Here is a 24,706-nt window from a genome sequence, read left to right as displayed (position 1 = left end):
AGGCGTGATTGTACGGTGTGCTTACAGAATTGTCACTATGAGTGTGGTGCATGTCTTAATGATGGTTTCGTCTCTTAATAGCGACATCTTTGGGAGGATGGCGTTATAATATCGAAAATGCCCAATATCCAGAGCTTTCATGACATATCAATTATTAAGCCTACCAGAATCAATCACTGACATTACTCCGCAGTTTATGGAAGGTGCAATCCTTGCCTCTAACTTAGCGACCAAACCACTCGATCCAGAAGAGTGGCTGGTTATCGTTGCGCCTGAAGCGGGTAAAGAGCTGGTAACAACGGTGACAGAACAGATTAATCGCCAGCACAACCTGATTCAGCGTAATGAATACCTATTAACAGACGTACTGGCTGAAGGTGACTTTAACGAACAGTTCGCTGATTTTTCTGAAGGCTTCATGATGGTTTGGCCAACAGTGGAAGAGCAGTGGCAGAGCGTGACAGTCGCGGATGGTACTCTGCGCATGTTGCAAGCGCTCTTAACCACCTTGATGCTTGCGATTGATGAAGAGCAAACTCAACAACAAATGATCGCTGCAGGGCTTACTAACCCACCATCGCTTGCCGATTTAGTGGGTCAAGTCGATCTGATGATCTCAGAAGTGGCAATGGCAGCGGATGAAGCTATGTTGGGCAATAAGTCCCAGAGCGTGAACCCGTTTAAAGACATTGGTCGAAACGACCTTTGCCCTTGTGAAAGCGGCAAGAAGTTTAAACAATGCTGCGGTAAAAGCAGCTAATCACGGCTTGTTGAGCAACTTAGTTTGTGTGAATAACAGACTCTCTTAATATGTTCAAAAGCTTAAGTAATAAAAAAGTCGACCTCGTGGTCGACTTTTTTGTTGTCCAAGTGTCAACGGCTTACTGCAAGTCCTTTTTCGACTTCACAAATTGAGAAATAACCACAATACCGAAAGCAACCAAGTTACCTGCAAAGATAATTACTAGCCACTGAGGCATAGAAAGATCGAAGAACTGCCACACAACCTTGCTGCAATCGCCGTAAGCCTCAAACATCCACGGAGCCCATTGGTTTAAAGGCGCCCAGCTAGGGAAGGTTACGAATAAGTCGCAGGTTGCGAAAGGGGACGGATTGAACTGGTAATCGACGTGCTCTAAAGCAAGCATCAAACCTTTGTATGCGCCAAATCCCCAGCTAGCAAGGCCTAACCAGCGTGATATTGGGTTATTCGGGGCAATCGCACCAATCATGGCGGCAACACCGATAGCGAGCATAGCAACGCGCTCATAGATACACATCACGCAAGGACCAAGCATCATCACGTGTTGGAAGAAGAGAGCGCACGCTTCAAAAAAGACAATAAAAGCCAGCAGTAAAAGCCAAGATAAACGTCCCTTAGAGAAGTCTTTGATCATTGCTAAAAAGTTCACGAATTGAATCCTGTCTATAAAATAAAAAAGCCCTGATTACTCAGAGCTTTTTATCTTGGATAAGTTTCCTAATCAACTAATATTTTTGATTAGTTAGTTATAGTTATTGTGGTTTGCGACACAGTGTTTAGCTTAGTGACCACCAGAGATAACTGGAGCGACGACTTCACCAGTGCGTTGAATGATCCAACCAGCATCGTAGAACCATGCTGTCATTGGCTCTACGATGAACACAATGCCTGCTAGGCCAACCAGTGCCAATACGATGGTGTATGGCAGCGCCATGATAACCATGCGACCGTAAGACAATCGAATTAACGGAGCAAGTGCTGATGTTAATAGGAATAGGAATGCAGCTTGGCCATTTGGTGTAGCAACAGAAGGTAGGTTAGTACCAGTGTTGATAGCAACAGCAAGTAGGTCAAACTGGTCACGAGTGATAATGCCTTCAACCAGTGCAGTTTTCACTTCGTTGATGTAAACCGTACCGACGAACACGTTATCTGAAACCATCGATAAAATACCGTTGGCAATATAGAAGAGTGCGAGCTGTGCGCCTTTATCTTCAACGTGAAGTACTGCATCGATGACTGGCTTAAATAGAGCTTGGTCGATGATCACAGCAACAACAGCGAAGAAAACGGCAAGAAGTGCAGTAAATGGCAGCGCTTCTTCAAAGGCTTTACCCATAGAGTGTTCTTCAATAACACCCGTAAATGCTGTAGCTAAGATGATCACAGACAGGCCAATCAAACCTACTTCAGCAACGTGAAGTGCAAGGCCGACGATAAGCCAAACTGCGATTGCACTTTGAACCCATAGTTTTGCTACGTCTTGCTTTGTGCGGTTTGCACGTTCTTTGTTGTCAAACTCAACTAAGATTTGGCGAACATTCATTGGTAGGTGAGCACCGTAACCAAACACTTTGAATTTCTCGACAAGTGCACAAGTTAAAATACCGCAGAAGAAAACAGGTAGTGTTACTGGCAGCATACGGATGATAAATTCACCGAACTCCCAACCTGCTTGCTTAGCAATTACCAAGTTTTGTGGTTCTCCTACCATGGTCATTACACCACCCAGTGCTGTACCCACACCAGCGTGCATTAGCAGTGAACGTAGGAAAGCACGGTAGTTTTCTAGGTCATCACGAGTTAGCTCTGAGATCTCTTCATCATGAGTATGATCGTGCGAAGACGTTGTGCCCTTGCCTGATGCAACCTTGTGGTAGATAGAGTAGAAGCCGACCGCAACGCTAATAACTACGGCGATTACTGTTAGTGCATCTAGGAATGCTGATAAGAAAGCGGCAGCAACACAGAAGGCAACGGAGAGTAAAATTTTAGATTGGATGCCAAGCAAGATCTTCGTGAAAATGAACAAAAGCAGTTCTTTCATGAAGTAAATGCCAGCAACCATGAATACGAGCAAGAGTAATACAGGAAGGTTTGCTTGCAGCTCGTGATAAACCATTTCTGGTTTGGTCATGCCAATGGCGACTGCTTGAATAGCTAATAGACCACCCGGTTGAAGTGGGTAGCATTTGAGAGCCATAGCTAGAGTGAAAATAAACTCAACCACCAATAGCCAGCCCGCAACAAATGGGTCAACTAGGAAGAAAACAAACGGGTTGATGATTAAAAAGGAAATGATGGCAAGTTTATACCAATCAGGAGCTTTACCAAGGAAGTTCTTGATAAAAGCGTTTCCGAGAGACATCGGCATGTTAATACTCTTTTATGTTGATTATGAATAGACAAGCAATACAACATTTTGAGAATCGAGCTATAGAAATTGTTAAAAACTATGACTAACAGTGACTTAGAAAAACTACATTCCATGTAATGTTCTGTGGTCTTGCCAAGTCACTCCCTTAGAAACTCAAGCACTGCTTATTTTTGAGCGCAACTTTACTCTTAGATAACATTTAGTCAACAGGAAAAGCCCTGTAGCCCTAAAAATACCTCTTTTTTGTTGAGAAACGCGATCAAAGTAGCGCAAGCATACCACTTAAAATGTGATAAAAACCGACTAGAATCAATATTTCAGCGAAATGATTGAAAATCACAGAATAACGACGGCTTATATATGATTATTACAACTTAATATTGCAAATTAATAGCTTTAAAAATATGACCAATCCCATTGATTTTAAAGAAAAATTGTTGTGTTAACGGTTTGTTTAAATGGTGGTTTAGAGTCGCTTGCTTTACAAACCTGAGGTGCAAACGTGTGCTGAACTTTAGAGTTATAACTCTAACGGTGTTTAGGGGGAGTAAAATTTTTGAGGGTGTTTCCGCTAGGTGTGAACTAGTGGTATGATGAGTAAATTAGAACAGAATAATTAAATTGGATTGAAGTGTAGATGGTCATTAAGGCGAAGAGCCCGGCAGGATTTGCAGAGAAGTATATCATTGAAAGTATTTGGAATGGCCGTTTCCCTCCAGGTTCTATCTTGCCCGCAGAGCGTGAGCTTTCTGAGCTGATTGGTGTTACACGTACTACGCTTCGTGAAGTACTACAACGTCTTGCTCGTGATGGTTGGTTGACAATCCAACATGGCAAACCAACTAAAGTTAACCAGTTTATGGAAACCTCAGGTCTTCATATCCTTGATACGCTAATGACGTTGGACGTTGATAACGCAAGCAAAATGGTAGAAGACCTGCTTGCTGCTCGTACTAATATCAGCCCGATCTTTATGCGTTATGCATTCAAAGCAAACAAAGAAGCTTCAGAGCGTACTATCAGTAACGTGATTGAATCTTGTGAAGCGCTACTTGCGGCACCAACTTGGGATGAGTTCCTAGAATCGTCGCCATACGCTGACAAGATCAAACAAGCGGTAAAAGAAGATTCAGAAAAAGATGAAGCGAAACGTCAGACGATCTTAATCGCGAAGACTTTCAACTTCTATGATTACATGCTTTTCCAACGTTTGGCATTCCACTCAGGCAACCAGATTTACGGCCTGATCTTTAACGGTGTGCGTAAACTTTATGACCGTATCGGTAGCTACTACTTCTCTAACCCAGAAGCACGACGTTTAGCGATGGACTTTTATAAAGAGTTGTTCATTATCTGTGAAAGTGGCGAGCGCGAAACTTTGCCATTAGTGATTCGTAACTACGGTATCGCAAGTGCACAAGTTTGGAATGAAATGAAAACGACATTGCCGACGAACTTCACTGAAGACGACAGCTAAGGCATAGGTTTACTATTGTTGTTCCTGTTTAGTCAGTGACGTAAAGAAAACGAAAAAGCGGCGAGATAATTCAATTATCTCGCCGCTTTTTATTTATCTGTCGTTACTAGAAAATTATCAGTGGGTCAGTTACTTACCTATGACGAGTAATTTATCTATGTGTAGCAACTTAAAATTTATCTAGGAGTAGTAACTTAACCCGCAAACTCTTCTGAGTCTGGACGGTTGGTAAATTGCACACCGTTTAGAAAATCGCAAAGTAGTTGGTCTTCACACACTTTGTAGTTTTTGTTTTCTGGCTTGCGGAAGTAAGCGCCGATTTCGTACTTGCTCAAGCTAATGCCAACCACTTCTAGTACGTCCAAAACATCTTCTGCTTTCATGTTCAATGCGATACGAAGCTTCATGAAGATCATGTTGTTCGTCAGTGCAACTTCAGGTTTAGGTTGCTCGCCTTCTTTTTTGCCACGCTTAAGGTTGATGAAACCATTTAGGAATACCGCTAACTCTTTATCTTTCATCTTAGAGCATGACTTGTCGTTGTCATCTTTTAGCCAGTTAATCACTTGGTCATGAGCAACAGTCACATCAGCTTGTTCGATAGCTTTGATGATTTGTGCATTTTTAAGGTTTAGTGCGTGTTGAATACGACGCAAGATTTCGTTGTTAGTCACTGGGGATTCCTAAAAAGGGTTTTAGAGTAAAGAGGTGTTGGTTTAGCCTATTTTTGTCGACGAACCAATTTCTACTCTACATAGCATAGTTGACGGCGACTCTAACAGAGAACGTTAATTTTCGGTAGATATAAAAAATCCCCAATGCTGATTAACTCTTTCAAGTCAAAAATGCATTAGGGATTTAGTGATGAGTGCTTGTTATCTGACAGGAGCCAGAATTACATTACACGCATACCAGGTTGAGCACCTTCGTGTGGCTCAAGGATCCATAGGTCGCTGCCGCCAGGACCCGCTGCTAGGATCATGCCTTCAGACATACCAAACTTCATCTTACGAGGTTTTAGGTTTGCTACCATTACAGTTAGCTTGCCTTCTAGCTCTTCAGGTTTGTATGCTGATTTGATGCCAGAGAATACTTGGCGAGTCTCACCACCGATGTCCAGTTGGAACTTCAGTAGTTTGTTCGCTTTTGGTACTTCTTCACAAGAGATGATACGAGCGATACGCATGTCTACTGCTGCAAAGGCATCGAACTCAATCTCGTCTGCGATTGGCTCTTTGTCTAGCTCAGTTTGGCTTGCTTGCTCTTTTTCAGCTTCTGCTTTTTCTTTCGCTGCTGCTTCAGCGGCTGCATCTTCTTTAGAAGACTCAACCATTGCTTCCACTTTCTTAGGGTCAATGCGGTTGAATAGCGCTTTGAACTTAGTGATCTCGTGATCAGTTAGCGGAGTAGCAATCGCTTCCCACGTTAGCTCTTCGTTTAGGAAAGCTTCAGTGCGAGCTGCAAGCTCTGGCATCACTGGTTTCAGGTAAGCCATCAGTACGCGGAATAGGTTAATACCTACAGAAGAAACTTGTTGAAGCTCAGCTTCTTTGCCTTCTTCTTTTGCAAGAACCCAAGGTGCTTTTTCGTCGATGTACTGGTTAGCTTTATCCGCTAGTGCAGTGATTTCACGGATAGCACGGCTGAATTCACGAGTTTCGTATAGCTCACCGATACGCTCAGCAGCAGCAACGAATTCGTTGTATAGCTCAGGCTCTGCAAATTCAGCAGCTAGCTTGCCTTCAAAACGCTTAGTAATGAAGCCAGCGTTACGAGAAGCTAGGTTAACAATCTTGTTTACTACGTCAGCGTTTACACGTTGAGTGAAGTCTTCAAGGTTAAGATCTAAGTCATCGATGCGGCTGTTTAGTTTCGCAGCGTAGTAGTAACGTAGACACTCAGGGTCTAGGTGGTTTAGGTACGTGCTTGCTTTGATGAATGTGCCTTTCGACTTAGACATCTTCGCACCGTTCACTGTTACGTAGCCGTGTACGAATACGTTGTTTGGCTTACGGAAACCTGCGCCGTCTAGCATTGCTGGCCAGAATAGGCTGTGGAAGTAAACAATGTCTTTACCGATGAAGTGGTAAAGCTCAGTTGTGCTGTCTTTCTTCCAGTATTCATCGAAGTTTAGATCGTCACGTTTGTCACATAGGTTCTTGAAAGAAGCCATGTAGCCAACAGGTGCGTCTAGCCATACGTAGAAGAACTTGTCTTTTTCGCCTGGGATTTCAAAGCCGAAGTAAGGTGCATCACGTGAGATATCCCACTGTTGCAGACCAGACTCAAACCATTCCTGCATTTTGTTTGCAGTTTCATTCTGTAGAGAGCCAGAACGAGTCCACTCTTTAAGCATGCTTTCGAACTGAGGTAGGTCGAAGAAGAAGTGCTCAGAGTCTTTCATTACTGGAGTTGCGCCAGAAACCGCTGATTTAGGGTTAATTAGCTCAGTTGGGCTGTATGTCTCACCACAGTTATCACAGTTATCACCATACTGGTCTTCTGACTTACACTTAGGGCAAGTACCTTTTACGAAGCGGTCTGGTAGGAACATCTCTTTCTCAGGATCGAAAAGCTGAGAAATAGTGCGGTTAGAAATGAAGCCGTTCTTTTTAAGTTCTAAGTAGATGTGAGAAGCCAGTTCACGGTTCTCTTCGCTGTGTGTGCTGTGGTAGTTATCAAAGCTGATATCAAAGCCAGCGAAGTCTTTTTGGTGCTCTTCACTAACAGCAGCGATCATCTCTTCTGGCGTGATACCCATCTGTTGAGCTTTAAGCATAATTGGCGTGCCGTGAGCATCGTCAGCACAGATGAAGTTTACAGTGTTGCCACGTAGACGCTGGTATCGAACCCAGATATCAGCTTGGATATGCTCAAGCATATGGCCAAGGTGAATAGAGCCGTTAGCGTACGGAAGCGCACAAGTTACCAAAAGTTGTCTTGGATCAGTTGCCATACTTAATAATTCGCTTTTTTGATAGGTATAAATTTGAGAGGTAATACTACTTTATAACGTGTGATACGCCAAGGTATCAGACTAAGGATTCCCCTAGTTTTTTAGGGGTTCAGTCTTCATCTCGTGGGTGATAGCATAAATAAAAAAAGGAGTCCCAATGCGTAACTTTACTTCTAAGCAAGATTTCTGTTCATGGTTGAATGAGTTCGAGTCACCAATCCTCATCCCAGAGTGGGCGCTACACCAAAATATTGTATCGGTTGATCCGCGTGGATCATTTGTTATCACCTTACCTTTTGCCGCTAATCAGCTTGCGGTTGAATTGGAACAGTGGATTCACTCTCAGATTGAACAACAGCTTGTTAGCGCTTTTCAGTTTGAAGTGAAGGTGAAGCCGTCTGCGTTAGAAACCACGGTTGCGACACCATTGAAGGGGGTGAAGAACATCATCGCCGTGACATCTGCAAAGGGTGGGGTGGGTAAATCGACCACTTCAGTCAACCTTGCTTTGGCTTTATCTAAGTCTGGTTCAAAAGTGGGTTTGTTGGATGCGGATATCTATGGTCCTTCTGTACCTATGATGCTTGGCCAATTAGATGCGAAACCAGAAGTCCAGAATAACAAGTGGATGATGCCAATCGAAGCGCACGGTATTTTCACTCACTCTATCGGTTATCTTGTGTCGAAAGATGACGCTGCGATTTGGCGCGGTCCAATGGCGGCCAAGGCTTTAGGTCAGCTTGTTAACGAAACCGTATGGCCAGAGTTGGATTATCTAGTTATTGATATGCCACCGGGCACGGGCGATATTCAGCTGACGTTATCGCAACAGATCCCAGTGACCGGGGCTGTAGTGGTGACCACTCCTCAAGATTTGGCGCTAGCGGATGCACGTAAAGGCGTAGCGATGTTTGATAAGGTGAGTGTGCCAGTCGCAGGCTTAGTTGAAAACATGAGCTATCATATTTGTAGTCACTGTGGTGAGAAAGAGCATATCTTTGGTGTTGGTGGTGCCGAAGCTATGTCAGAAGAGTTTTACCTCGATATTTTGGCACAGATCCCTCTTCATATTGATGTGCGAGAAGATATCGATGCAGGTTGCCCGACGGTGATTCGTCGTCCAGATAGTGAACATACACGTCACTACTTAGAGCTTGCAGAGAATGTGGCTGCGAAGATGTTCTGGACCGGCAAGGCGAGACCAGAAGCGATTAACTTCTCTATGGTTGAATAACGAATCTATGGTTGAATAGCGCAAGTTAATCACAAAGTCGTTTAAATATAGTTTGGATTAGATAAACAGCGGTGGATTTAAGTCAATATCCATTGGGCTTGTGCAAATAGTTGTAGGCAAGTTATTTGAAAGCAAACGATTGCATTCATTAAATGCATTGATATCATCAATTTGACTGCAATTAGCTAAAATGGCGACTAGAATCTATGTGCTTTAGCCCCTATAATCAGGCGGTTTATCTCTTCCCACCACCAAACCATATCGGGTGCAAAATTAATGTCTGATAATAATCAATGTGTCATCGTAGGTATCGCTGGCGCTTCAGCTTCAGGAAAAAGTCTGATTGCTAGTACAATTTATAATGAATTGCGCGAAAAAGTAGGCGACCATCAAATTGGTGTTATCACGGAAGATTGCTATTACAGCGACCAAAGCCACTTGAGTATGGAAGAGCGTGTTAAAACTAACTACGATCACCCAAATGCACTAGATCATGATCTTTTATGTGAACATCTACAGCAGCTAATGAGTGGCAACGCCGTAGAAGTTCCTGAATACAGCTACACAGAGCACACACGTACTTCTGAAACGACTACACTTACTCCAAAGAAAGTGATCATTTTAGAGGGTATTCTGCTTCTAACAGACCCGCGTCTTCGTAAACTAATGCACGCAAGTGTGTTTATGGATACACCATTAGACATCTGTCTATTACGCCGTGTTAAGCGTGATGTAGAAGAGCGTGGTCGTACAATGGACACTGTACTTAAGCAATACCAAGAAACAGTACGTCCAATGTTCATGCAGTTTATCGAGCCTTCAAAACAACATGCAGACATCATCGTTCCTCGTGGTGGTAAAAACCGTATTGCGATTGATGTGCTAAAAGCGCACATTGCGAAGTTGTTGAAGTCTTAATCGAATAAAATTTTGCCTAAGTGACTCACTTAGCTTTATTTTTTACCGAATCAGTGGCACTTTTATAGTGCCACTTTCTTTTGGAATCTAAGCAAGGAATATGCGGATGAAGAAACTACTCATTTTCATAGCTGTACCAGTGTTTGTTGTCGTTGCAGCAATTCTGGCACTAGTGCTGTTAGTGAATCCCAACCAATTTAAGCCATTAATTGTCGAACAAGCCCAAAAACACACAGGCCTAGAGCTAGTGATCGAGGGTGATATCAGCTGGCAATTCTTCCCATCCATTGGCTTTGAACTTGGTCAAACTGAATTACGCAACCCTGAAGGTTTTACGCAACCTAACCTATTTAAGGTTGATACCGTTGGCGTTGACGTTTCGGTTACTCCGCTATTTAGCAACCAACTAGAGATCGGCAACATTACTCTAGATGGTGCAGAATTCTATTTAGAAACGCTTAAAGATGGTCGCAAGAACATTGATGCACTAACGCAAGCGTCAGCGCCTCAAGAATCTGAGCCTGCAGCAGGCACAAGTTCTGAATCAGCGCCTGCCCCTCAAGAGCAAACTACCACAGACGCATCGGGTTGGACGATCAACCTTGCAGGCGTAACTGTATCAAACGCATTGTTTGAAATGGACGACAAGCAAGCGGGTTCATTCACTAAGCTATACGATGTGTCTTTGAATCTTTCTGAGTTTGCCGTTGATACATGGACAACCGCGACATTTGCGGCTTCTGGTGAGAACAATCAACAGAAGTTCTCTGCACAAGGCAGTGCAGAATTCAAATTAGCTGAAGGCTTTGCAAGTTACGCACTTCGTAATATCGACTTAAACGCTAAGTTCAATGATCCAGCGACGTCGATTGAGTCAGCAAAAATTGGCTTGAATACGTTTGAGTTCGATAAGGTAAACCAACTGACTTACGCTGTAATCGGTAATGCAGCTGGCCTTGACCTTGATCTTAAAGGTGGCGGTGAACTTACTGTTGATAGCGCGATTTCAAAAGTAACGCTGAACAAGTTAACGTTAGACTCAACATTCAAAGGCGACACGCTTCCTCAGTCTCCAATGAAAGTCGACATGCTGTCTGACTTAAGCTTCGATCTTAACAAGAGCCACCTGAGCTTTGTGTTAGAGAAGCTACAAGCTAACGCTATTGCATTAGACGGTAAAGCAGACGTAATCCTATCTGAAATACCAAAGGTTCGTTTCTCTCTTCATAGCCCGAATATTGATTTAGATGAATTCTTAGGCTTAGGCAATACAACAGAAACAGCGAGCACAGCGCCTTCTGGTTCTGCTGGTGGTTCAACGTCAAGTTCTGGTAGTTCAGATCCAGCTAAAGAAGTGGAACCTGATCTGTCGGCTCTGAAAACGTTAGACGTGAAAGGTGACATCACGATTGATAAGTTCAAGGCGAACAACGCGAAGATGCAGAATGTTAAAACCGCATTTTCGGTTAACCGTGGTATCGCAGAGCTAACCTCATTCACCTCGAATCTTTACCAAGGTTCTATTTCTGCTACTGCAAAGTTAGACGCTCGTAAAACACCAGCGACTTACACGGCTAAGAAGAAAATCAAAGGCGTGAAAGTACAACCGTTACTGGTTGATGTTGCAGATAACGATATGCTGGAAGGTACCGGTAATATTGATGTCAACGTGAAAGGTAAGAGTCTAACTCCGACGGGTATCAAGAAAAACCTAGTCGGTACTATCGCGATTAACTTTGAAGATGGTGCAGTTAACGGCATCAACGTAGCTCAACTGATTCGAGAAAACTACGCTAAGATCAAGGGCGAGAAAGTTGAAAGCACAAATGAAGCTCAAAAAACGGACTTCAGTGCAATGAAAGCGACGCTGAAAGTGGATAAAGGTTGGGTTTCAACTAACGACTTATCAGCACAGTCGCCACTGTTACGTGTGACAGGTCAAGGTAAAGCAAACTTCATCAATGAAACGGTCGACTTCCTTGTGCGTACATCAATTGTGGGTTCACTTGAAGGTCAGGGCGGTAAGAGCATCGACGACCTGAAAGATGTGACTATCCCAATTAAGGTAACAGGTCAGTGGGCAGCCCCGAAATTTGCACTTGTTTTTGATGATGTATTGAAACAGAAAGCACAGAAAGAAATTGATCGTGGTTTAGAAAAGTTAGACGAAAAGTACGGTGACAAGATCAAAGATGAGAAAACAAGAGACGCAGTAAACGGTCTACTAAAAGGTTTGTTTAACTAGTCTTCATCTCATTTAAAAATGAACAAAGCGCCACTCCTGTTGTAGGAATGGCGCTTTTTATTTTTGGCTCGATAATACTCAAGAGAGATTCCCTATGACACTCGTCCCTCGCTCTAGGGAATGACGATAGGCCGTCGTCCTTTGTTCAAGAGCGTAACGGCCTAGTGGTCGTCATCCTCGAGAGGGAAGAATGACCGAGTCGGGGACCTCTGGTTGAAGGTGATTACCAGTCAACGCCTTGTAGCGCTTTAACACCAGATTCAAAAGCGTGTTTCACATTGCGAACTTCAGATACTGTATCTGCTATCTCAGTAAGAGTACGGTGCGCGCCACGACCTGTAATGATGACAGACTGCATCTTCGGGCGGTTATTCAACGCCTCAACCACTTCATCGAGTTCGATGTAACCGTAGCTAACCATGTAAGTCAGTTCATCAAACAGAATCACATCGATCGACTCATCAGCCAGCATGCGTTGGCACTCTTTCCATACACGCTGCGCAGCTTCAATATCTTGCGCTTTGTTCTGAGTTTCCCAAGTAAAGCCTGTGCCCATGACTTGGAACTCGACATCAAGCTTTTGCAGAACGTTTTTTTCGCCGTTATCCCAGGTACCTTTAACAAACTGAGCAACGGCGCATTTCTTACCATGACCAACTGCACGTGTAATCGTACCAAAACCGGATGTTGATTTACCTTTACCGTTACCCGTGATGACCAGCAATAGGCCTTTTACTTCTTGTGCTGCAGCGACACGTGCATCGACTTGTTCTTTTACTTTCTGTTGTCTTGCTTTGTGGCGTTGTTCTTTGTTGTCTTCAGTCGACATAACAAATCCTTTTAAGTTGTGATTGCGTCTATCATAGCCTAACTTAACGATAGCAAAAACCATCGGAAGAACAGGTGATTAGGGATGAAAAAGATACTCGTAGTTTGTATGGGGAATATTTGCCGCTCGCCAACAGGTGAAGCGGTGCTAAGGAAGAAAGCGCAACAGCTGGATATTGATGTTGTGGTCGACTCTGCGGGGACGATTGGTTTTCATCAAGGCAACCCGCCAGACTCGCGATCCAAATCTGCAGGAGAGAAGCGAGGCTACAGCTTTAAGGGGATTACTTCTCGTAAAGTGGTAGATAATGACTTCGAAGAATTTGACCTGATACTCGCGGCCGATAGGGCGAATTTAGACGACTTAATGAGCCAATGCCCAGTTCACCTCCAATACAAGCTCGCATTATTTTTGAGCTTTGGAGAGTCACAATATCAAGAGATCCCCGATCCGTATTATGGTGAGGGAAATGGTTTTGAATTGGTGTTGGATTTAATCGAAGAGTCTAGCGAAGCGATACTGCGTTCGATGTAGTGTAGGAACAATGTACGTCGTTTTGTTATCAGCGTAAGGGCTGACCGATAGGTATAAAAAAGGCCGACATTGAATGTCGGCCTCTCTAAATCTAACTTAAAGCTACAGCTAAGATTACTTAGACATTACTTTGTAGATTGGGTCTTCTGCAACGTTCGCTTCAACTAAGCTACCTGCTTTGTGCAGCATAGCAACACAGTCTTGGCTTAGGTGGCGAAGGTGAAGTGTTTTACCTAGCGCCGCGTAACGGTCAGCAATCGTGTCGATCGCTTCAATTGCAGAGTGGTCAGTCACGCGTGAGTTTGCGAAATCAACGATTACATCTTGTGGATCGTTGTATGCGTCAAACAACTCTAGGAAGTTAGCCGTTGAACCAAAGAAGATTGGGCCGTTAACTTTGTACTCTTTTGAGCCTTCAGCGTTTACTGATGTATCTGCGTAGATGTGTTTAGCATGTTGCCAAGCAAACATTAGCGCAGAAGCGACAACACCAACACCTACTGCCACAGCAAGATCAGTCAGTACTGTTACTACGGTAACAAGAACGATAACGAAGAAGTCTTGTTTAGGAACGCGACGCGCAAGCTTGAAGGTTGCCCATTCAAATGTGCCGATAACAACCATGAACATTACGCCCACAAGTGCTGCTAGAGGAATCATTTCAATCAGTGCAGAACCGAACAGGATGAACATCAGTAGTGCAACTGCGGCGACGATACCTGAAAGACGACCACGACCACCTGAGTTTACGTTGATCATCGATTGACCGATCATCGCACAACCACCCATCGCACCGAATACAGAACACGTTACGTTAGCCATACCTTGACCAACACATTCACGGTTAGATTGACCACGAGTGTTTGTCATTTCGTCTAGTACTGTCAGTGTCAGCAGAGATTCAATCAGGCCGATAGCCGCAAGGATAATTGCGTAAGGCAGGATGATCTGTAGTGTATCTAAAGAAAACGGAACAGCAGGAATTGAGAATGTTGGAAGAGAGCCCGCTAGCGTAGCAGCTTCGTCACCAGACATTGTACGTAGGAAGTCGACAACAGTGCGAGTTTCAAGGTCAAGACCGACAACCAAAGCCGTTACTGTAACAATAGCAACCAGTGAAGATGGTACCGCTGTTGTTAGCTTAGGTAGGAAGTGGATGATAGCCATTGTAAGGGCTACTAAACCCAGCATGAGTGTCATTTGACCGCTTGGTAGCCAAGTTAATGCACCTGTTACGTCTGGCGCTTTAAACTGACCAAGCTGAGCTAGGAAGATAACAATGGCCAAACCGTTCACGAAACCAATCATTACTGGGTGTGGAACGATACGGATAAATTTACCTAGTTTAAATACACCTGCTGCAATTTGCAGAAGGCCAGCCAGCATAACGGCTGCGAATAGGTATTGAACACCATGGGTTGCCACTAGGCTCACCATTACAACGGCCATTGCGCCGGTTGCGCCAGAAATCATACCTGGACGGCCGCCAAAGACAGAAGTGATTAAACCTACGATGAATGCTGCATAAAGACCAACCATTGGGTCAACGCCAGCAACAAAGGCGAATGCTACAGCTTCAGGTACCAGAGCCAGGGCTACTGTAAGACCTGAAAGCACGTCATTCTTTACAGAGTGCTTTGAAAATTGTGGGAATTCGAACATGTTTGCTCAGCTATGCTTAAGATGGATTTACCGACACGGGTGTATTGCGTAGCCAAACAGTGATGGAAAAGAGCGGCAATAGCGAAGTGTCGAAAAGATAAGTGCGCGAATGCTACCCAAAAATGTGATTAAGTTCAAGGTTGAACCTAACTTTGAGTAATATATCTGTTAATTTTTATTCGATTAGTAGATATGAAAAAGGCTGCTTTAATAAGCAGCCTTTGATTCTATTTACTCGCGATTACCTATCAGTAATCACTAGTAGTTTGGCTTAGTCATCGCCGCGCCAGCTTTGTTCGACGCTGCCTGACTGCCTGCACCTTTCGATACAAAACGTTCAGTGCGGAACGGAGCTGCAATCACTTCAATCTCTTTGATCTCTTGAGGACCAGGAGCTTTAGTCATTGGTGAACCGGCTTGCTTCTTAGCAACAGCTGCCTTTGGTGCCGCTTTAGGAGCTTCTGCTTTAACAACAGGTGCTTCTTCAACTTTTGCACTTTCAGCTTTAGGCGCTTCAGCTTCAACAACTGGTGTTGCTTCTGCTTGCACAGCTTCTGCTACAACAGGCGCTTCAACTTTCGTCGCTTCTGCAACCACTGGTGCTTCTTCAACGACTGCAGGAGCTTCAACTACAGCAGGAGTCTCAGCTACTTGAGCTTCAACAGCAGCATCTTCACGACGGATGATAACTTTACCCATTGCAAGCTCTGGACATGCGAAGCCGCCAGTCATTGCTACGTTGCTTTGTGGTGCCGTCTCTAGAGCAACATTCTGCTCTTGAACAGATGTTTGAGCTTCAGCTGCTACTTGAACTTCAGCCACTTCAGGCTTTGCCTGCTTGTGGTGAGGTTTTGGAATGAAGCGAGGCATCACTTTACCCATAGCCATCTCTGGAGAAGCTACACCACCTTTACGTAGGCGGAATGGGTTAGGGCGACGATCACGACCGCGACGACGACGTTGACCACTTGCACGTAGGTGACGTGGAGAACGACGGTTACGACGTTGTTTCGGCTCTTCCTGTTCAGTTTGCTCTGCATTCGCTTGAGTTGCTTCTACTTGTTCCGCAACTTTTTGCTCTTGAGCTACTGACTGTTCTTTTGAAACAGATAGTTCTTTAGCAGCAACCTGCTCTTTTGAAGCGTTATCTTCAGCTTGAGCTTGTTGGTCTTTAACACGAACTTGCTTGTTCAGTTTACGACGCTGACGACGCTCTTTAATCTTAGCTGCTTTCGCTTCAGGTTTAGCCTTAGGCGCTTCCGGTTTACCAGCTTGTGCTTCTGCTGCTAGCTGTAGACCTTCTTCTGCTAATTTAGATGGTGCTTGCTCTTCGCGTTGCTTCTGCTCATCACGTGGCTTGTTGCGACGGTCTTGCTTAGGCTTGCGAGGCTGACGAGTTTGCTGTGGAGCTGCTTCTTTTTGCTCTTCAGGCTTCTCATCACGAGCTGGCTTACGGCGGCGTTTGTTGTCACGGTTTTCGTTACGATTGTCACCACGTTCACCACGGTCGTTACGCTGTTCGCCACGCTCACCACGTTGGTTACGACGACGGTTATCGTTACGATCACGGCGTTGACGGTTGCCGTTGTTACGATTGTTTTTAGGTTTTTCTTCTTCTTTCTTCTCTTCTTCTTTTTTCTCTTCTTGAGTTGAAGAGCCAAATAAGAAGCTACCGATAGCTTTGAAGAAACGACCAATTAGGCCTGGTTCTTGAGTCGCTGCTGGTTCAGCTTTCTTCTCTTCTACAGCTTTAGGTGCTGGAGCAGGAGTTGGTGCTGATTGAGCAGGAGCTGCGAAGCCTTTCAGAGCAGGTTCTTCGATCTTCTTAGGACGAATAGTCTGTTCAGCAGGCTCTTTGCTTTCCGCTTCTTTTAGAGCTTCTAGCTTGTTAGGCAGCAAGTAAGATAGTAGATCGAACTCTTCACCTTCACGAACACGGATAACCTCAAAATGCGGCGTTTCCATGTCTGAGTTAGGAACAACAGTGATCTTAACTTCTTGGTTCTTCTCGATGTGGTTTACTGAGCGACGTTTTTCGTTCAGAAGGTAAGAAGCGATTGGAACAGGCACAACAGCAAGTACTTGTGCTGTGTTGTCTTTTAGAGCTTCTTCTTCAATCAAACGTAGAACAGAAAGTGCTAGAGATTCGTTATCACGAACAACACCAGTACCTGTACAACGAGGACAAATGTGGTGGCTTGCTTCTGCTAGTGATGGGCTCAAACGTTGACGAGACATCTCTAGAAGACCAAAGCGAGAAATACGACCAATCTGAACACGTGCGCGATCTAAACGAACGGCATCACGTAGACGGCTTTCTACTTCGCGTTGGTGGCGAACCGGGGTCATATCGATAAAGTCGATTACAACAAGACCACCTAGGTCACGTAGACGTAATTGACGTGCAATTTCATCGGCAGCTTCTAGGTTAGTGTTAAGTGCTGTTTCTTCAATATCGCCGCCCTTTGTTGCACGAGCAGAGTTGATATCGATAGAAGTCAGTGCTTCTGTTGGGTCGATTACGATAGAACCACCAGATGGAAGACGAACTTCACGTTGGAAAGCAGATTCGATCTGGCTTTCAATCTGGTAATGGCTGAATAGTGGCACTTCACCATCGTATTTCTTAACGCGATTCATGAAATCTGGGCGTATTAATTGAATGTGCGCTTGTGCACGTTCAAAAATAGTATTGCTGTCGATTAGAATCTCGCCAATATCACGACGTAGGTAGTCACGAATTGCGCGAACAATAACGTTACTCTCTTGGTGAATTAGGAAAGGAGCTGCATTTGAATCAGAAGCTTGCTTGATAGCGCCCCAATGGTTCAATAGAACATTCAGGTCCCACTCTAGCTCTTCTGCGCTTTTGCCAACACCCGCTGTACGCACGATTAAGCCCATACCTTGAGGAAGCTCAAGAGTGCTTAATGCTGCTTTCAGTTGAGTGCGTTCATCACCTTCGATACGACGAGAAATACCGCCAGCACGAGGGTTATTAGGCATAAGAACTAAGTAACTACCAGCCAAAGAGATGAAAGTTGTCAGTGCAGCACCTTTGCTACCACGTTCTTCTTTCTCTACTTGTACGATTACTTCTTGGCCTTCTTTTAGCACTTCTTTAATGCTAGGACGGCCTTGGTATGTATAACCTTCAGGGAAGTATTCGCGGGCAATTTCTTTAAGAGGGAGGAAACCGTGACGTTCTGCGCCGTAATCAACGAATGCCGCTTCTAGGCTTGGTTCAATACGGGTAATACGTCCTTTGTAGATATTCGCTTTCTTTGACTCGTGACCTGGACTTTCGATATCTAGATCGAACAGTCGTTGGCCATCAACCAAAGCGACACGCAACTCTTCTTTTTGAGTTGCGTTAATTAACATTCTTTTCATTTAGAAATTCTCATTGTCTTTTCTTATTTTCATCATTGTTCTTATCGCTTTATTTCGTTTCTCATGGTGCCAGATCCCATGGCTTTATCGGTGCAGCCTCCCGGCTGGAGAGGGATGCTCTGGGGCACGTCAGTCATCATAGGGAGTTAGCCTATGATCCGCGATGTGGCGGTGAATACTCAACATGAGTGTACGTGAGTAGAGCGATAAGGAACTCAGTTGACCGTGTCTTACGCCGATTGCAGCACTGTCTAATCTGAGTTATCTACTCATTTACTTGCTTATGAATGGTTAACTGTTTAAATAATAGTCAAACCACTGATAGCAGCTGTGAACTATAGCAGCGGTCGGTAAACACAGCAATCTGCTTTGTCGGAATGCTGTAAAAAAAACAGTTTTTGTTTGGGTTTTGATAGCTCTAACTCACTGTCTATAAATAATTTATCAATTGATATTTTAATTTGCAGGAATCTTGATGCTTTTTTGTTCGAAGAATCAAAGAAATATAGAACTTCAATGACCATTTTGGGATAGATCGGTAAGGATTAGGGATAAATAAGTTCGGAATAGGGCTAAGAAAATATCAATTATCAAAAGTGACAGTGATACAATAGCGCAATGAGCGAAATTAGAACCCAAGTCCAATTCGTCGACATTGACGAAGATATGGCTGGTCAGCGTATTGATAACTTCTTACGCAACCAATTAAAAAACATCCCGAAAAGCATGATTTACCGAATCGTGCGTAAAGGCGAAGTCCGCGTAAATAAAAAACGCATTAAGGCTGAGTACAAACTAAAAGCTGGCGATTTAGTTCGTATCCCTCCGGTTACTATTGAAGAGAAAACAGAAGAGAACGTGCCGAGCACGAAACTCAACAAGGTTTCAGAATTAGAACAGTGCATCATTTATGAAGATGATCACATGCTAATTCTTAACAAACCGTCTGGCACTGCTGTTCATGGTGGTAGCGGATTAAAATTTGGCGCGATTGAAGCATTACGTGCTCTTCGCCCTGATGCTCGTTTTCTTGAATTAGTGCACCGTATCGATAGAGATACGTCTGGCATTTTGCTTGTTGCTAAGAAGCGCTCGGCGCTAAGACACCTTCAAGCACAGTTCCGTGAAAAAACGGTTCAAAAATACTACTTCGCTTTAGTTATGGGCGAATGGAAGAACAGCTGCAAAGTCGTCAACGCACCTTTGTTGAAAAATGAAGTGAACAGCATTGTTCGAGTTAACCCGAATGGTAAAGCTTCTGAAACCCGTTTTAAGGTTTTAGAAAAATTCCAAGAGGCGACGTTGATTCAAGCAAGCCCAATTACAGGCCGAACACACCAAATTCGTGTGCACGCTCAGTATACTGGTCACCCAATTGCTTGGGATGATCGCTACGGTGATCGTCGTTTTGATGCTTACACGGGTAAGGTTGGTCTTGATCGTCTGTTCCTACATGCAGCAAACATCAAGTTCACACACCCAGGTAGTGAAGAGAAGATGGATATCTCGGCGCCAATGGAAAGAAGGCTAGAGAAAGCCCTAACTGGTTTACGTAAGCTTTAAGAAGATACGAGATACGAGATACGAGATACGAGATACGAGATACGAAGGTATAGAGTGCCTCTAAATTTGTTCTTCAGTATCCATAAATGAGAAAGGTTGACGAATATCGTCAACCTTTTTTGTTTTCATCTGTTGTAGAAGATCCCCAAGTCGCTCGTTCCTCGCCCTTGAGGATGACGACTTTTTAAAATCACGCTCTATATCATTAGTTGGTTAGATAAAATTGCGTGTTCCGCCATTCCCTAGACTGACGAAGGAAGGAGTAGGGAATCTCTAACAAAGAGAGCGTATCCGTTATAGTACACCCATTCCTTGCGCTTCTAACATATCGACTAGATCGATCAGCGGTAAGCCGATCAAAGTATTTGGGTCTTTCCCTTCCATCTGTTTAAACAACGCGATGCCTAACCCCTCACACATAAAGCTACCTGCGCAGTAATAAGGCTGCTCTTTTTCAACATAACTAATGATCTGTTGCTTAGTTAAATCGCGGAAATGCACTACAAAGGTGTCGAGACGTGTGTCAGCTTCATTGGTTTCGTTGTTCCAAACCGAAAGCCCAGTATAAAAAGTAATGCTCTTGCCGCTTTGACGAGATAACTGCTCGATCGCTTTTTCTCGAGTGTGAGGCTTACCTATGATCTCTCCATCAATCACACAAACCTGATCAGAACCGATGACTAAGCTAGGTTGCTCCACAACACAAGACTTAGCTTTGGTCTCAGCAAGGCGCATCACCAACTGTTGTGGTGTCTCTTCTGGAAGCGGCGTTTCATCGCAGTCTGGCTTGGCTGTAATGAAGCTTAACTGTAGTTTTTTGAGGATCTCTTGCCTAAATGGTGATGTAGAGGCTAAAACTAGTTGGTAATTTCTCATTTTAATTTACAATTCAAGGAAGCATTTATCTCAGGATAACGTAACTTGTCCTGCTATTCATAATGCTCTGAATAGGAAAGGCAGGAAAGTACATTTTTTTTGCCATTTCCTTTGACTAAACACGATTTGGAAGATAAGATTCGCGCCCTATGCAAAAGGAAAAAATACCGCGTACAGTTGATCCGGCAAGAACGGCTCAAAAACGACTCGATATGGATGGTATCATTCAGGTCAGTCTTTTGAAGCGTTTAACTGAAGCAACTGAAGGCGTAAAACGTGACGCGCAAGTCTCAATGTCATTTGGGCTTGATGAACAACGATTAGTCGTTATCTCTGGTAAAGCTAACGTCGAAGTCGATTTAGAGTGTCAACGTTGTAATGAGGTTTTCGCACATGAGTGCGATGTCCAATTTACTTATACTCCTGTTTACAGTGAGAAAAGTGAAGAGGAAGCACCGGAAGAGTACGATTTGGTAGATCTGAACGAGTACGGTGAGTTAGACCTGATTCAATTAGTTGAAGACGAGTTCATCCTTGGATTGCCACAAATAGCAATGCACGACGATGCGAAATGTAGCGTTAACTCAAATAACTTGGTGTTTGGTGAACTTCCTGAAGAAATTGAGGAAGACAAAAAGCCGAATCCATTTGATGTTTTAAAAAGCTTAAAGAAGTAATTGCTTCTTTAAGAATTTACATAGGAGTAGGGTCAATGGCCGTACAAAAGAGCAAGAAATCACGTTCAATGCGTGGCATGCGTCGTTCACACGATGCGCTAACTACAGCTGCACTTTCTGTAGACGCAACTTCAGGTGAAACTCACCTACGTCACAACGTGACTGCCGAAGGTTTCTACCGCGGCAAAAAGGTTATCAACAAGTAAGGTTGACCTTTGCAAAATCTAACCGTTGCGCTTGATGCAATGGGCGGGGACTTCGGTCCTCGTGTAACAGTGCCTGCCGCCGTGCAGGCACTGTCGTATTTCCCAGAGCTAAAAGTCATTCTAATAGGTGATCGAAACGCGATCACATCTCAATTATCTTCATTAGGTCGAATGCCTGATTCTCGTTTGAGTATCCAGCATTGTGATCGAGTCATTTCCAATTCTGAAAAACCTTCACTAGCCTTACGTAATAGTCAGGGTAGCTCTATGCGTGCCGCTATCGATCTGGTTGCCGAATCACAGGCTGATGCTTGTGTGAGTGGTGGTAACACTGGCGCACTGATGGCTTTATCCCGTTTCAGACTCAAGCTTCTTCCCGGTATTGATAGGCCTGCATTGGTTTCAGCTTTGCCTACTGCATCCGGAAATCGCACATGGATGCTTGATTTAGGGGCGAACGTTTCTAGTGACGCAGATTCACTCTTTCAGTTTGCTGTCATGGGCAGTGCATTAGCAGAACAACATTTAGGTCGCGCACCACGTGTCGCTATCTTGAATATCGGTGCAGAAGAAATTAAAGGCAATGACCTTGTAAAACGATGCGCTGAAATGTTGTCTAATACCCAGTCTGTGAACTTCATAGGCTATATTGAAGGTAATCAATTACTTCAAGATGCTGCTGATGTCGTCGTATGTGATGGTTTTGTGGGCAATGTCTGCTTAAAAACGTGCGAAGGTACGGCTCAGCTCTTTATTGATAAGCTAAAAACGCGCATGATGGCTTCAACAATAAAGGGTTGGATAGCCAGAATGCTGTTTTCTGAGCTATTTACTGAATTAAAAACCTTGAACCCCGACCAGTATAACGGCGCAAGTTTGTTAGGATTGCGCGGCATTGTCATTAAAAGTCATGGAAGTGCTGATGTGTCTGCAGTCGTCAACGCGATTGGTGAAGCAGTACACGAGGTCAAACGACAAGTCCCCAGCCGCATTAGCGATCGTTTGGAAGCGGTTTTACTCGAGAGGCATTATTAGTCTTCATGTATAGCAAAATTTTAGGTACTGGCAGCTACTTGCCATCTCAGGTGCGTACTAACGCAGACTTAGAGAAAATGGTAGAGACTAGCGATGAGTGGATCGTTGCTAGAACGGGTATTAAAGAGCGTCGTATTTCAGCGGAAAACGAAACCGTTGCTGATATGGCGTTTTACGCTGCTGAAAATGCCATTGAAATGGCAGGTATCGACAAAGAAGAGATTGATTTAATCATCGTTGCGACAACCAGCAGTAGCCACACATTCCCGTCTTCGGCATGTCAGGTACAAGGCAAGCTTGGTATCAAAGGCTGCCCTGCGTTTGATTTGGCTGCAGCGTGTTCTGGTTTTGTCTACGCACTGTCTGTTGCTGATCAACACATCAAGACTGGCATGTGTAAGAACGTTTTGGTAATTGGTGCGGATGCACTGTCAAAAACCTGTGATCCGACTGACCGCTCTACTATCATCCTATTTGGTGATGCAGCAGGCGCGGTGGTTGTAGGCGCAAGCGAAGAGCCAGGTATTTTGTCTACTCATATTTACTCTGACGGTAAATACGGTGAGCTTCTAAGCTTAGAAGTACCAGAGCGTGGCGGTGATGCAGACAAATGGCTGCACATGGCGGGCAACGAAGTATTTAAAGTGGCGGTAACTCAGCTTTCTAAGCTAGTTAAAGACACATTAGCGGCGAACAATATGGATAAGTCAGAGCTTGATTGGTTAGTTCCACACCAAGCGAATTACCGTATTATCTCGGCAACCGCTAAAAAGCTGACGATGTCGCTTGACCAAGTTGTGATTACTCTTGATAAGCATGGCAATACGTCGGCAGCTACCGTACCAACGGCCCTTGATGAGGCTGTTCGCGACGGGCGAATTAAACGTGGTCAAACGCTTCTACTTGAAGCATTTGGCGGCGGCTTCACTTGGGGTTCTGCGTTAGTTAAATTCTAACCCCAAGCGATAATCAACAAACAAGGCACATAACTTATGTGCCTTATTCAATTTTTTGCTTTGCTTAAAGGAAAATTACAATGAGCAAATTTGCTATCGTATTCCCAGGCCAAGGCTCTCAAGCTATCGGTATGCTTGCTGACCTAGGCGAACAGTATGATGTTGTTAAAAAGACATTTGCTGAAGCTTCAGAAGCACTTGGTTACGATCTATGGGCATTGGTTCAAGATGGTCCTGTAGAAAATCTAAATGAAACTTTTCGCACTCAACCGGCTCTATTAACAGCGTCTGTTGCAATTTGGCGTGTATGGCAAGAGCTTGGCCTAGAGCAACCTGTAAATCTAGCAGGTCACAGCCTAGGTGAATATTCTGCACTTGTATGTGCCGGCGTTATCGACTTTAAAGAAGCGATCAAGCTGGTTGAACTACGTGGTCAACTGATGCAAGAAGCGGTTCCTGCAGGTGTTGGTGCAATGTACGCAATCATCGGTCTAGACGATGAAGCGATTGCTAAAGCGTGTGAAGAAGCTGCGCAAGACGAAGTTGTGTCTCCAGTTAACTTTAACTCTCCTGGCCAAGTTGTTATCGCGGGTAACAAAGCGGCAGTAGAGCGTGCTGGTGCACTTTGTAAAGAAGCGGGCGCTAAGCGTGCACTTCCGCTACCTGTTTCTGTGCCGTCTCACTGTGCACTGATGAAGCCAGCAGCAGACAAGCTAGCGGTGGCTCTAGAAGCTCTAGAGTTCAACACGCCAGCATTGCCTGTTATCAATAACGTTGATGTTATCGCTGAAACAGATCCTGCAAAAATTAAAGACGCACTTGTTCGTCAGCTGTACAGCCCAGTTCGTTGGACTGAAGGCGTACAAGCGATGAATGAGCAAGGCGTTGAGAAGCTACTTGAATTAGGCCCTGGTAAAGTTCTTACTGGGCTAACAAAACGAATCGTAAAAACTATGACAGCTGCTGCAGTTAATGACACTGCATCACTAGAAGCTGCTAAGTAAA

20 protein-coding genes are annotated in these 24,706 nt (G+C 44.2%); 12 read left to right on the top strand and 8 right to left on the bottom strand.

Features of this window, described 5'->3' with window-relative positions; translation table 11 throughout:
- Nucleotides 1-139: 139 nt before the first annotated feature.
- A complete protein-coding gene (locus BCU07_RS08375; protein WP_017062164.1) occupies nt 140-760 on the top strand; it encodes a YecA family protein in 621 nt (206 codons plus the stop codon).
- A 121-nt stretch (nt 761-881) separates the two neighbouring features.
- Here the strand turns inward: BCU07_RS08375 and dsbB are convergent, their stop codons facing one another.
- Together dsbB and nhaB are read right to left on the bottom strand one after the other, a co-directional pair.
- The gene (dsbB, locus tag BCU07_RS08370; RefSeq protein WP_029235613.1) at nt 882-1,397 is read right to left on the bottom strand and encodes a disulfide bond formation protein DsbB; all 516 of its coding nucleotides are present in this window, start codon (nt 1,395-1,397) and stop codon (nt 882-884) included.
- A 147-nt stretch (nt 1,398-1,544) separates the two neighbouring features.
- Nucleotides 1,545-3,137: a Na(+)/H(+) antiporter NhaB gene (nhaB, locus tag BCU07_RS08365; RefSeq protein ID WP_102427876.1), complete on the bottom strand. Its 1,593-nt coding sequence runs from the start codon at nt 3,135-3,137 to the stop codon at nt 1,545-1,547.
- Nucleotides 3,138-3,777: 640 nt separating this feature from the next.
- On the opposite strand from nhaB, the gene fadR reads away from it, so the two are divergent.
- Nucleotides 3,778-4,617 carry a fatty acid metabolism transcriptional regulator FadR gene (fadR, locus tag BCU07_RS08360; protein WP_017062161.1) on the top strand — a complete coding sequence of 280 codons (840 nt, stop codon included), beginning with the start codon at nt 3,778-3,780 and terminating at the stop codon, nt 4,615-4,617.
- A 194-nt stretch (nt 4,618-4,811) separates the two neighbouring features.
- Here fadR and BCU07_RS08355 read toward each other — a convergent pair whose 3' ends face one another.
- Together BCU07_RS08355 and metG are read right to left on the bottom strand one after the other, a co-directional pair.
- Nucleotides 4,812-5,291 carry a DUF1456 family protein gene (locus BCU07_RS08355; RefSeq protein ID WP_010437231.1) on the bottom strand — a complete coding sequence of 160 codons (480 nt, stop codon included), beginning with the start codon at nt 5,289-5,291 and terminating at the stop codon, nt 4,812-4,814.
- Between the two features lie 221 nt (nt 5,292-5,512).
- A complete protein-coding gene (gene metG / locus BCU07_RS08350; protein WP_102427875.1) occupies nt 5,513-7,573 on the bottom strand; it encodes a methionine--tRNA ligase in 2,061 nt (686 codons plus the stop codon).
- A gap of 157 nt (nt 7,574-7,730) precedes the next feature.
- Between metG and apbC the strand changes: the two genes are divergently transcribed.
- From apbC to BCU07_RS08335, 3 genes are all read left to right on the top strand, one after another.
- Entirely contained in the window at nt 7,731-8,807 is a 1,077-nt protein-coding gene (gene apbC, locus BCU07_RS08345) for an iron-sulfur cluster carrier protein ApbC (RefSeq protein WP_017063474.1), read from the top strand.
- Nucleotides 8,808-9,083: 276 nt separating this feature from the next.
- On the top strand, nt 9,084-9,725 hold the full coding sequence (gene udk, locus BCU07_RS08340) for a uridine kinase (protein WP_004734002.1): 642 nt from the start codon (nt 9,084-9,086) through the stop codon (nt 9,723-9,725).
- 106 nt (nt 9,726-9,831) lie between these two features.
- The gene (locus BCU07_RS08335) at nt 9,832-11,970 is read left to right on the top strand and encodes an AsmA family protein (protein WP_102427874.1); all 2,139 of its coding nucleotides are present in this window, start codon (nt 9,832-9,834) and stop codon (nt 11,968-11,970) included.
- Nucleotides 11,971-12,193: 223 nt separating this feature from the next.
- On the opposite strand, the gene cobO is transcribed toward BCU07_RS08335, so the two are convergent.
- Entirely contained in the window at nt 12,194-12,799 is a 606-nt protein-coding gene (cobO, locus tag BCU07_RS08330) for a cob(I)yrinic acid a,c-diamide adenosyltransferase (protein WP_017062158.1), read from the bottom strand.
- Between the two features lie 84 nt (nt 12,800-12,883).
- Between cobO and BCU07_RS08325 the strand changes: the two genes are divergently transcribed.
- Nucleotides 12,884-13,333: a low molecular weight protein-tyrosine-phosphatase gene (locus BCU07_RS08325; RefSeq protein WP_017067202.1), complete on the top strand. Its 450-nt coding sequence runs from the start codon at nt 12,884-12,886 to the stop codon at nt 13,331-13,333.
- Nucleotides 13,334-13,447: 114 nt separating this feature from the next.
- On the opposite strand, the gene BCU07_RS08320 is transcribed toward BCU07_RS08325, so the two are convergent.
- Both BCU07_RS08320 and rne read right to left on the bottom strand, forming a co-directional pair.
- Complete coding sequence (locus tag BCU07_RS08320; protein WP_017062156.1) at nt 13,448-14,995, bottom strand: SulP family inorganic anion transporter; 1,548 nt, start codon at nt 14,993-14,995, stop codon at nt 13,448-13,450.
- A gap of 258 nt (nt 14,996-15,253) precedes the next feature.
- A complete protein-coding gene (gene rne / locus BCU07_RS08315; RefSeq protein WP_102427873.1) occupies nt 15,254-18,388 on the bottom strand; it encodes a ribonuclease E in 3,135 nt (1,044 codons plus the stop codon).
- Nucleotides 18,389-19,006: 618 nt separating this feature from the next.
- On the opposite strand from rne, the gene rluC reads away from it, so the two are divergent.
- Nucleotides 19,007-19,951, top strand: a complete 945-nt coding sequence (rluC, locus tag BCU07_RS08310) for a 23S rRNA pseudouridine(955/2504/2580) synthase RluC (RefSeq protein WP_017054981.1) — start codon at nt 19,007-19,009, stop codon at nt 19,949-19,951.
- A gap of 294 nt (nt 19,952-20,245) precedes the next feature.
- Here the strand turns inward: rluC and BCU07_RS08305 are convergent, their stop codons facing one another.
- Complete coding sequence (locus BCU07_RS08305; protein WP_017067204.1) at nt 20,246-20,827, bottom strand: Maf family protein; 582 nt, start codon at nt 20,825-20,827, stop codon at nt 20,246-20,248.
- 149 nt (nt 20,828-20,976) lie between these two features.
- Between BCU07_RS08305 and yceD the strand changes: the two genes are divergently transcribed.
- The 5 genes from yceD to fabD all read left to right on the top strand — a co-directional run bounded on the left by yceD (nt 20,977) and on the right by fabD (nt 24,705).
- Nucleotides 20,977-21,504 (top strand): 23S rRNA accumulation protein YceD, encoded by a 528-nt coding sequence (gene yceD / locus BCU07_RS08300; RefSeq protein ID WP_017062153.1) that lies wholly within the window; start codon nt 20,977-20,979, stop codon nt 21,502-21,504.
- A 35-nt stretch (nt 21,505-21,539) separates the two neighbouring features.
- Entirely contained in the window at nt 21,540-21,710 is a 171-nt protein-coding gene (rpmF, locus tag BCU07_RS08295; protein ID WP_004737376.1) for a 50S ribosomal protein L32, read from the top strand.
- Nucleotides 21,711-21,719: 9 nt separating this feature from the next.
- A complete protein-coding gene (gene plsX, locus BCU07_RS08290) occupies nt 21,720-22,745 on the top strand; it encodes a phosphate acyltransferase PlsX (RefSeq protein ID WP_017062152.1) in 1,026 nt (341 codons plus the stop codon).
- 5 nt (nt 22,746-22,750) lie between these two features.
- Entirely contained in the window at nt 22,751-23,701 is a 951-nt protein-coding gene (locus BCU07_RS08285; RefSeq protein ID WP_017054985.1) for a beta-ketoacyl-ACP synthase III, read from the top strand.
- 80 nt (nt 23,702-23,781) lie between these two features.
- Nucleotides 23,782-24,705, top strand: coding sequence for an ACP S-malonyltransferase (gene fabD / locus BCU07_RS08280; RefSeq protein WP_017063479.1), 924 nt, complete (start codon nt 23,782-23,784; stop codon nt 24,703-24,705).
- Nucleotide 24,706 lies beyond the last annotated feature (1 nt).

This window comes from Vibrio sp. 10N.261.54.E10 (assembly GCF_002877735.2).
In the GTDB taxonomy this organism is placed as follows: domain Bacteria; phylum Pseudomonadota; class Gammaproteobacteria; order Enterobacterales; family Vibrionaceae; genus Vibrio; species Vibrio crassostreae_C.
Note: the sequence above shows the minus strand (reverse complement) of the source record. Positions and strands in the feature narration are given on the sequence as shown.

Excerpts from the sequence above, each read along its gene's own strand:
- dsbB (WP_029235613.1), bottom strand. The coding sequence starts at position 1,397 with ATGATCAAAGACTTCTCTAAGGGACGTTTATCTTGGCTTTTACTGCTG.
- BCU07_RS08335 (WP_102427874.1), top strand. The coding sequence starts at position 9,832 with ATGAAGAAACTACTCATTTTCATAGCTGTACCAGTGTTTGTTGTCGTT.
- fadR (WP_017062161.1), top strand. The coding sequence starts at position 3,778 with ATGGTCATTAAGGCGAAGAGCCCGGCAGGATTTGCAGAGAAGTATATC.
- BCU07_RS08285 (WP_017054985.1), top strand. The coding sequence starts at position 22,751 with ATGTATAGCAAAATTTTAGGTACTGGCAGCTACTTGCCATCTCAGGTG.
- BCU07_RS08325 (WP_017067202.1), top strand. The coding sequence starts at position 12,884 with ATGAAAAAGATACTCGTAGTTTGTATGGGGAATATTTGCCGCTCGCCA.
- BCU07_RS08305 (WP_017067204.1), bottom strand. The coding sequence starts at position 20,827 with ATGAGAAATTACCAACTAGTTTTAGCCTCTACATCACCATTTAGGCAA.
- rluC (WP_017054981.1), top strand. The coding sequence starts at position 19,007 with ATGAGCGAAATTAGAACCCAAGTCCAATTCGTCGACATTGACGAAGAT.
- rne (WP_102427873.1), bottom strand. The coding sequence starts at position 18,388 with ATGAAAAGAATGTTAATTAACGCAACTCAAAAAGAAGAGTTGCGTGTC.
- metG (WP_102427875.1), bottom strand. The coding sequence starts at position 7,573 with ATGGCAACTGATCCAAGACAACTTTTGGTAACTTGTGCGCTTCCGTAC.
- udk (WP_004734002.1), top strand. The coding sequence starts at position 9,084 with ATGTCTGATAATAATCAATGTGTCATCGTAGGTATCGCTGGCGCTTCA.
- fabD (WP_017063479.1), top strand. The coding sequence starts at position 23,782 with ATGAGCAAATTTGCTATCGTATTCCCAGGCCAAGGCTCTCAAGCTATC.
- yceD (WP_017062153.1), top strand. The coding sequence starts at position 20,977 with ATGCAAAAGGAAAAAATACCGCGTACAGTTGATCCGGCAAGAACGGCT.
- nhaB (WP_102427876.1), bottom strand. The coding sequence starts at position 3,137 with ATGCCGATGTCTCTCGGAAACGCTTTTATCAAGAACTTCCTTGGTAAA.
- cobO (WP_017062158.1), bottom strand. The coding sequence starts at position 12,799 with ATGTCGACTGAAGACAACAAAGAACAACGCCACAAAGCAAGACAACAG.
- BCU07_RS08320 (WP_017062156.1), bottom strand. The coding sequence starts at position 14,995 with ATGTTCGAATTCCCACAATTTTCAAAGCACTCTGTAAAGAATGACGTG.
- BCU07_RS08375 (WP_017062164.1), top strand. The coding sequence starts at position 140 with ATGACATATCAATTATTAAGCCTACCAGAATCAATCACTGACATTACT.
- apbC (WP_017063474.1), top strand. The coding sequence starts at position 7,731 with ATGCGTAACTTTACTTCTAAGCAAGATTTCTGTTCATGGTTGAATGAG.
- rpmF (WP_004737376.1), top strand. The coding sequence starts at position 21,540 with ATGGCCGTACAAAAGAGCAAGAAATCACGTTCAATGCGTGGCATGCGT.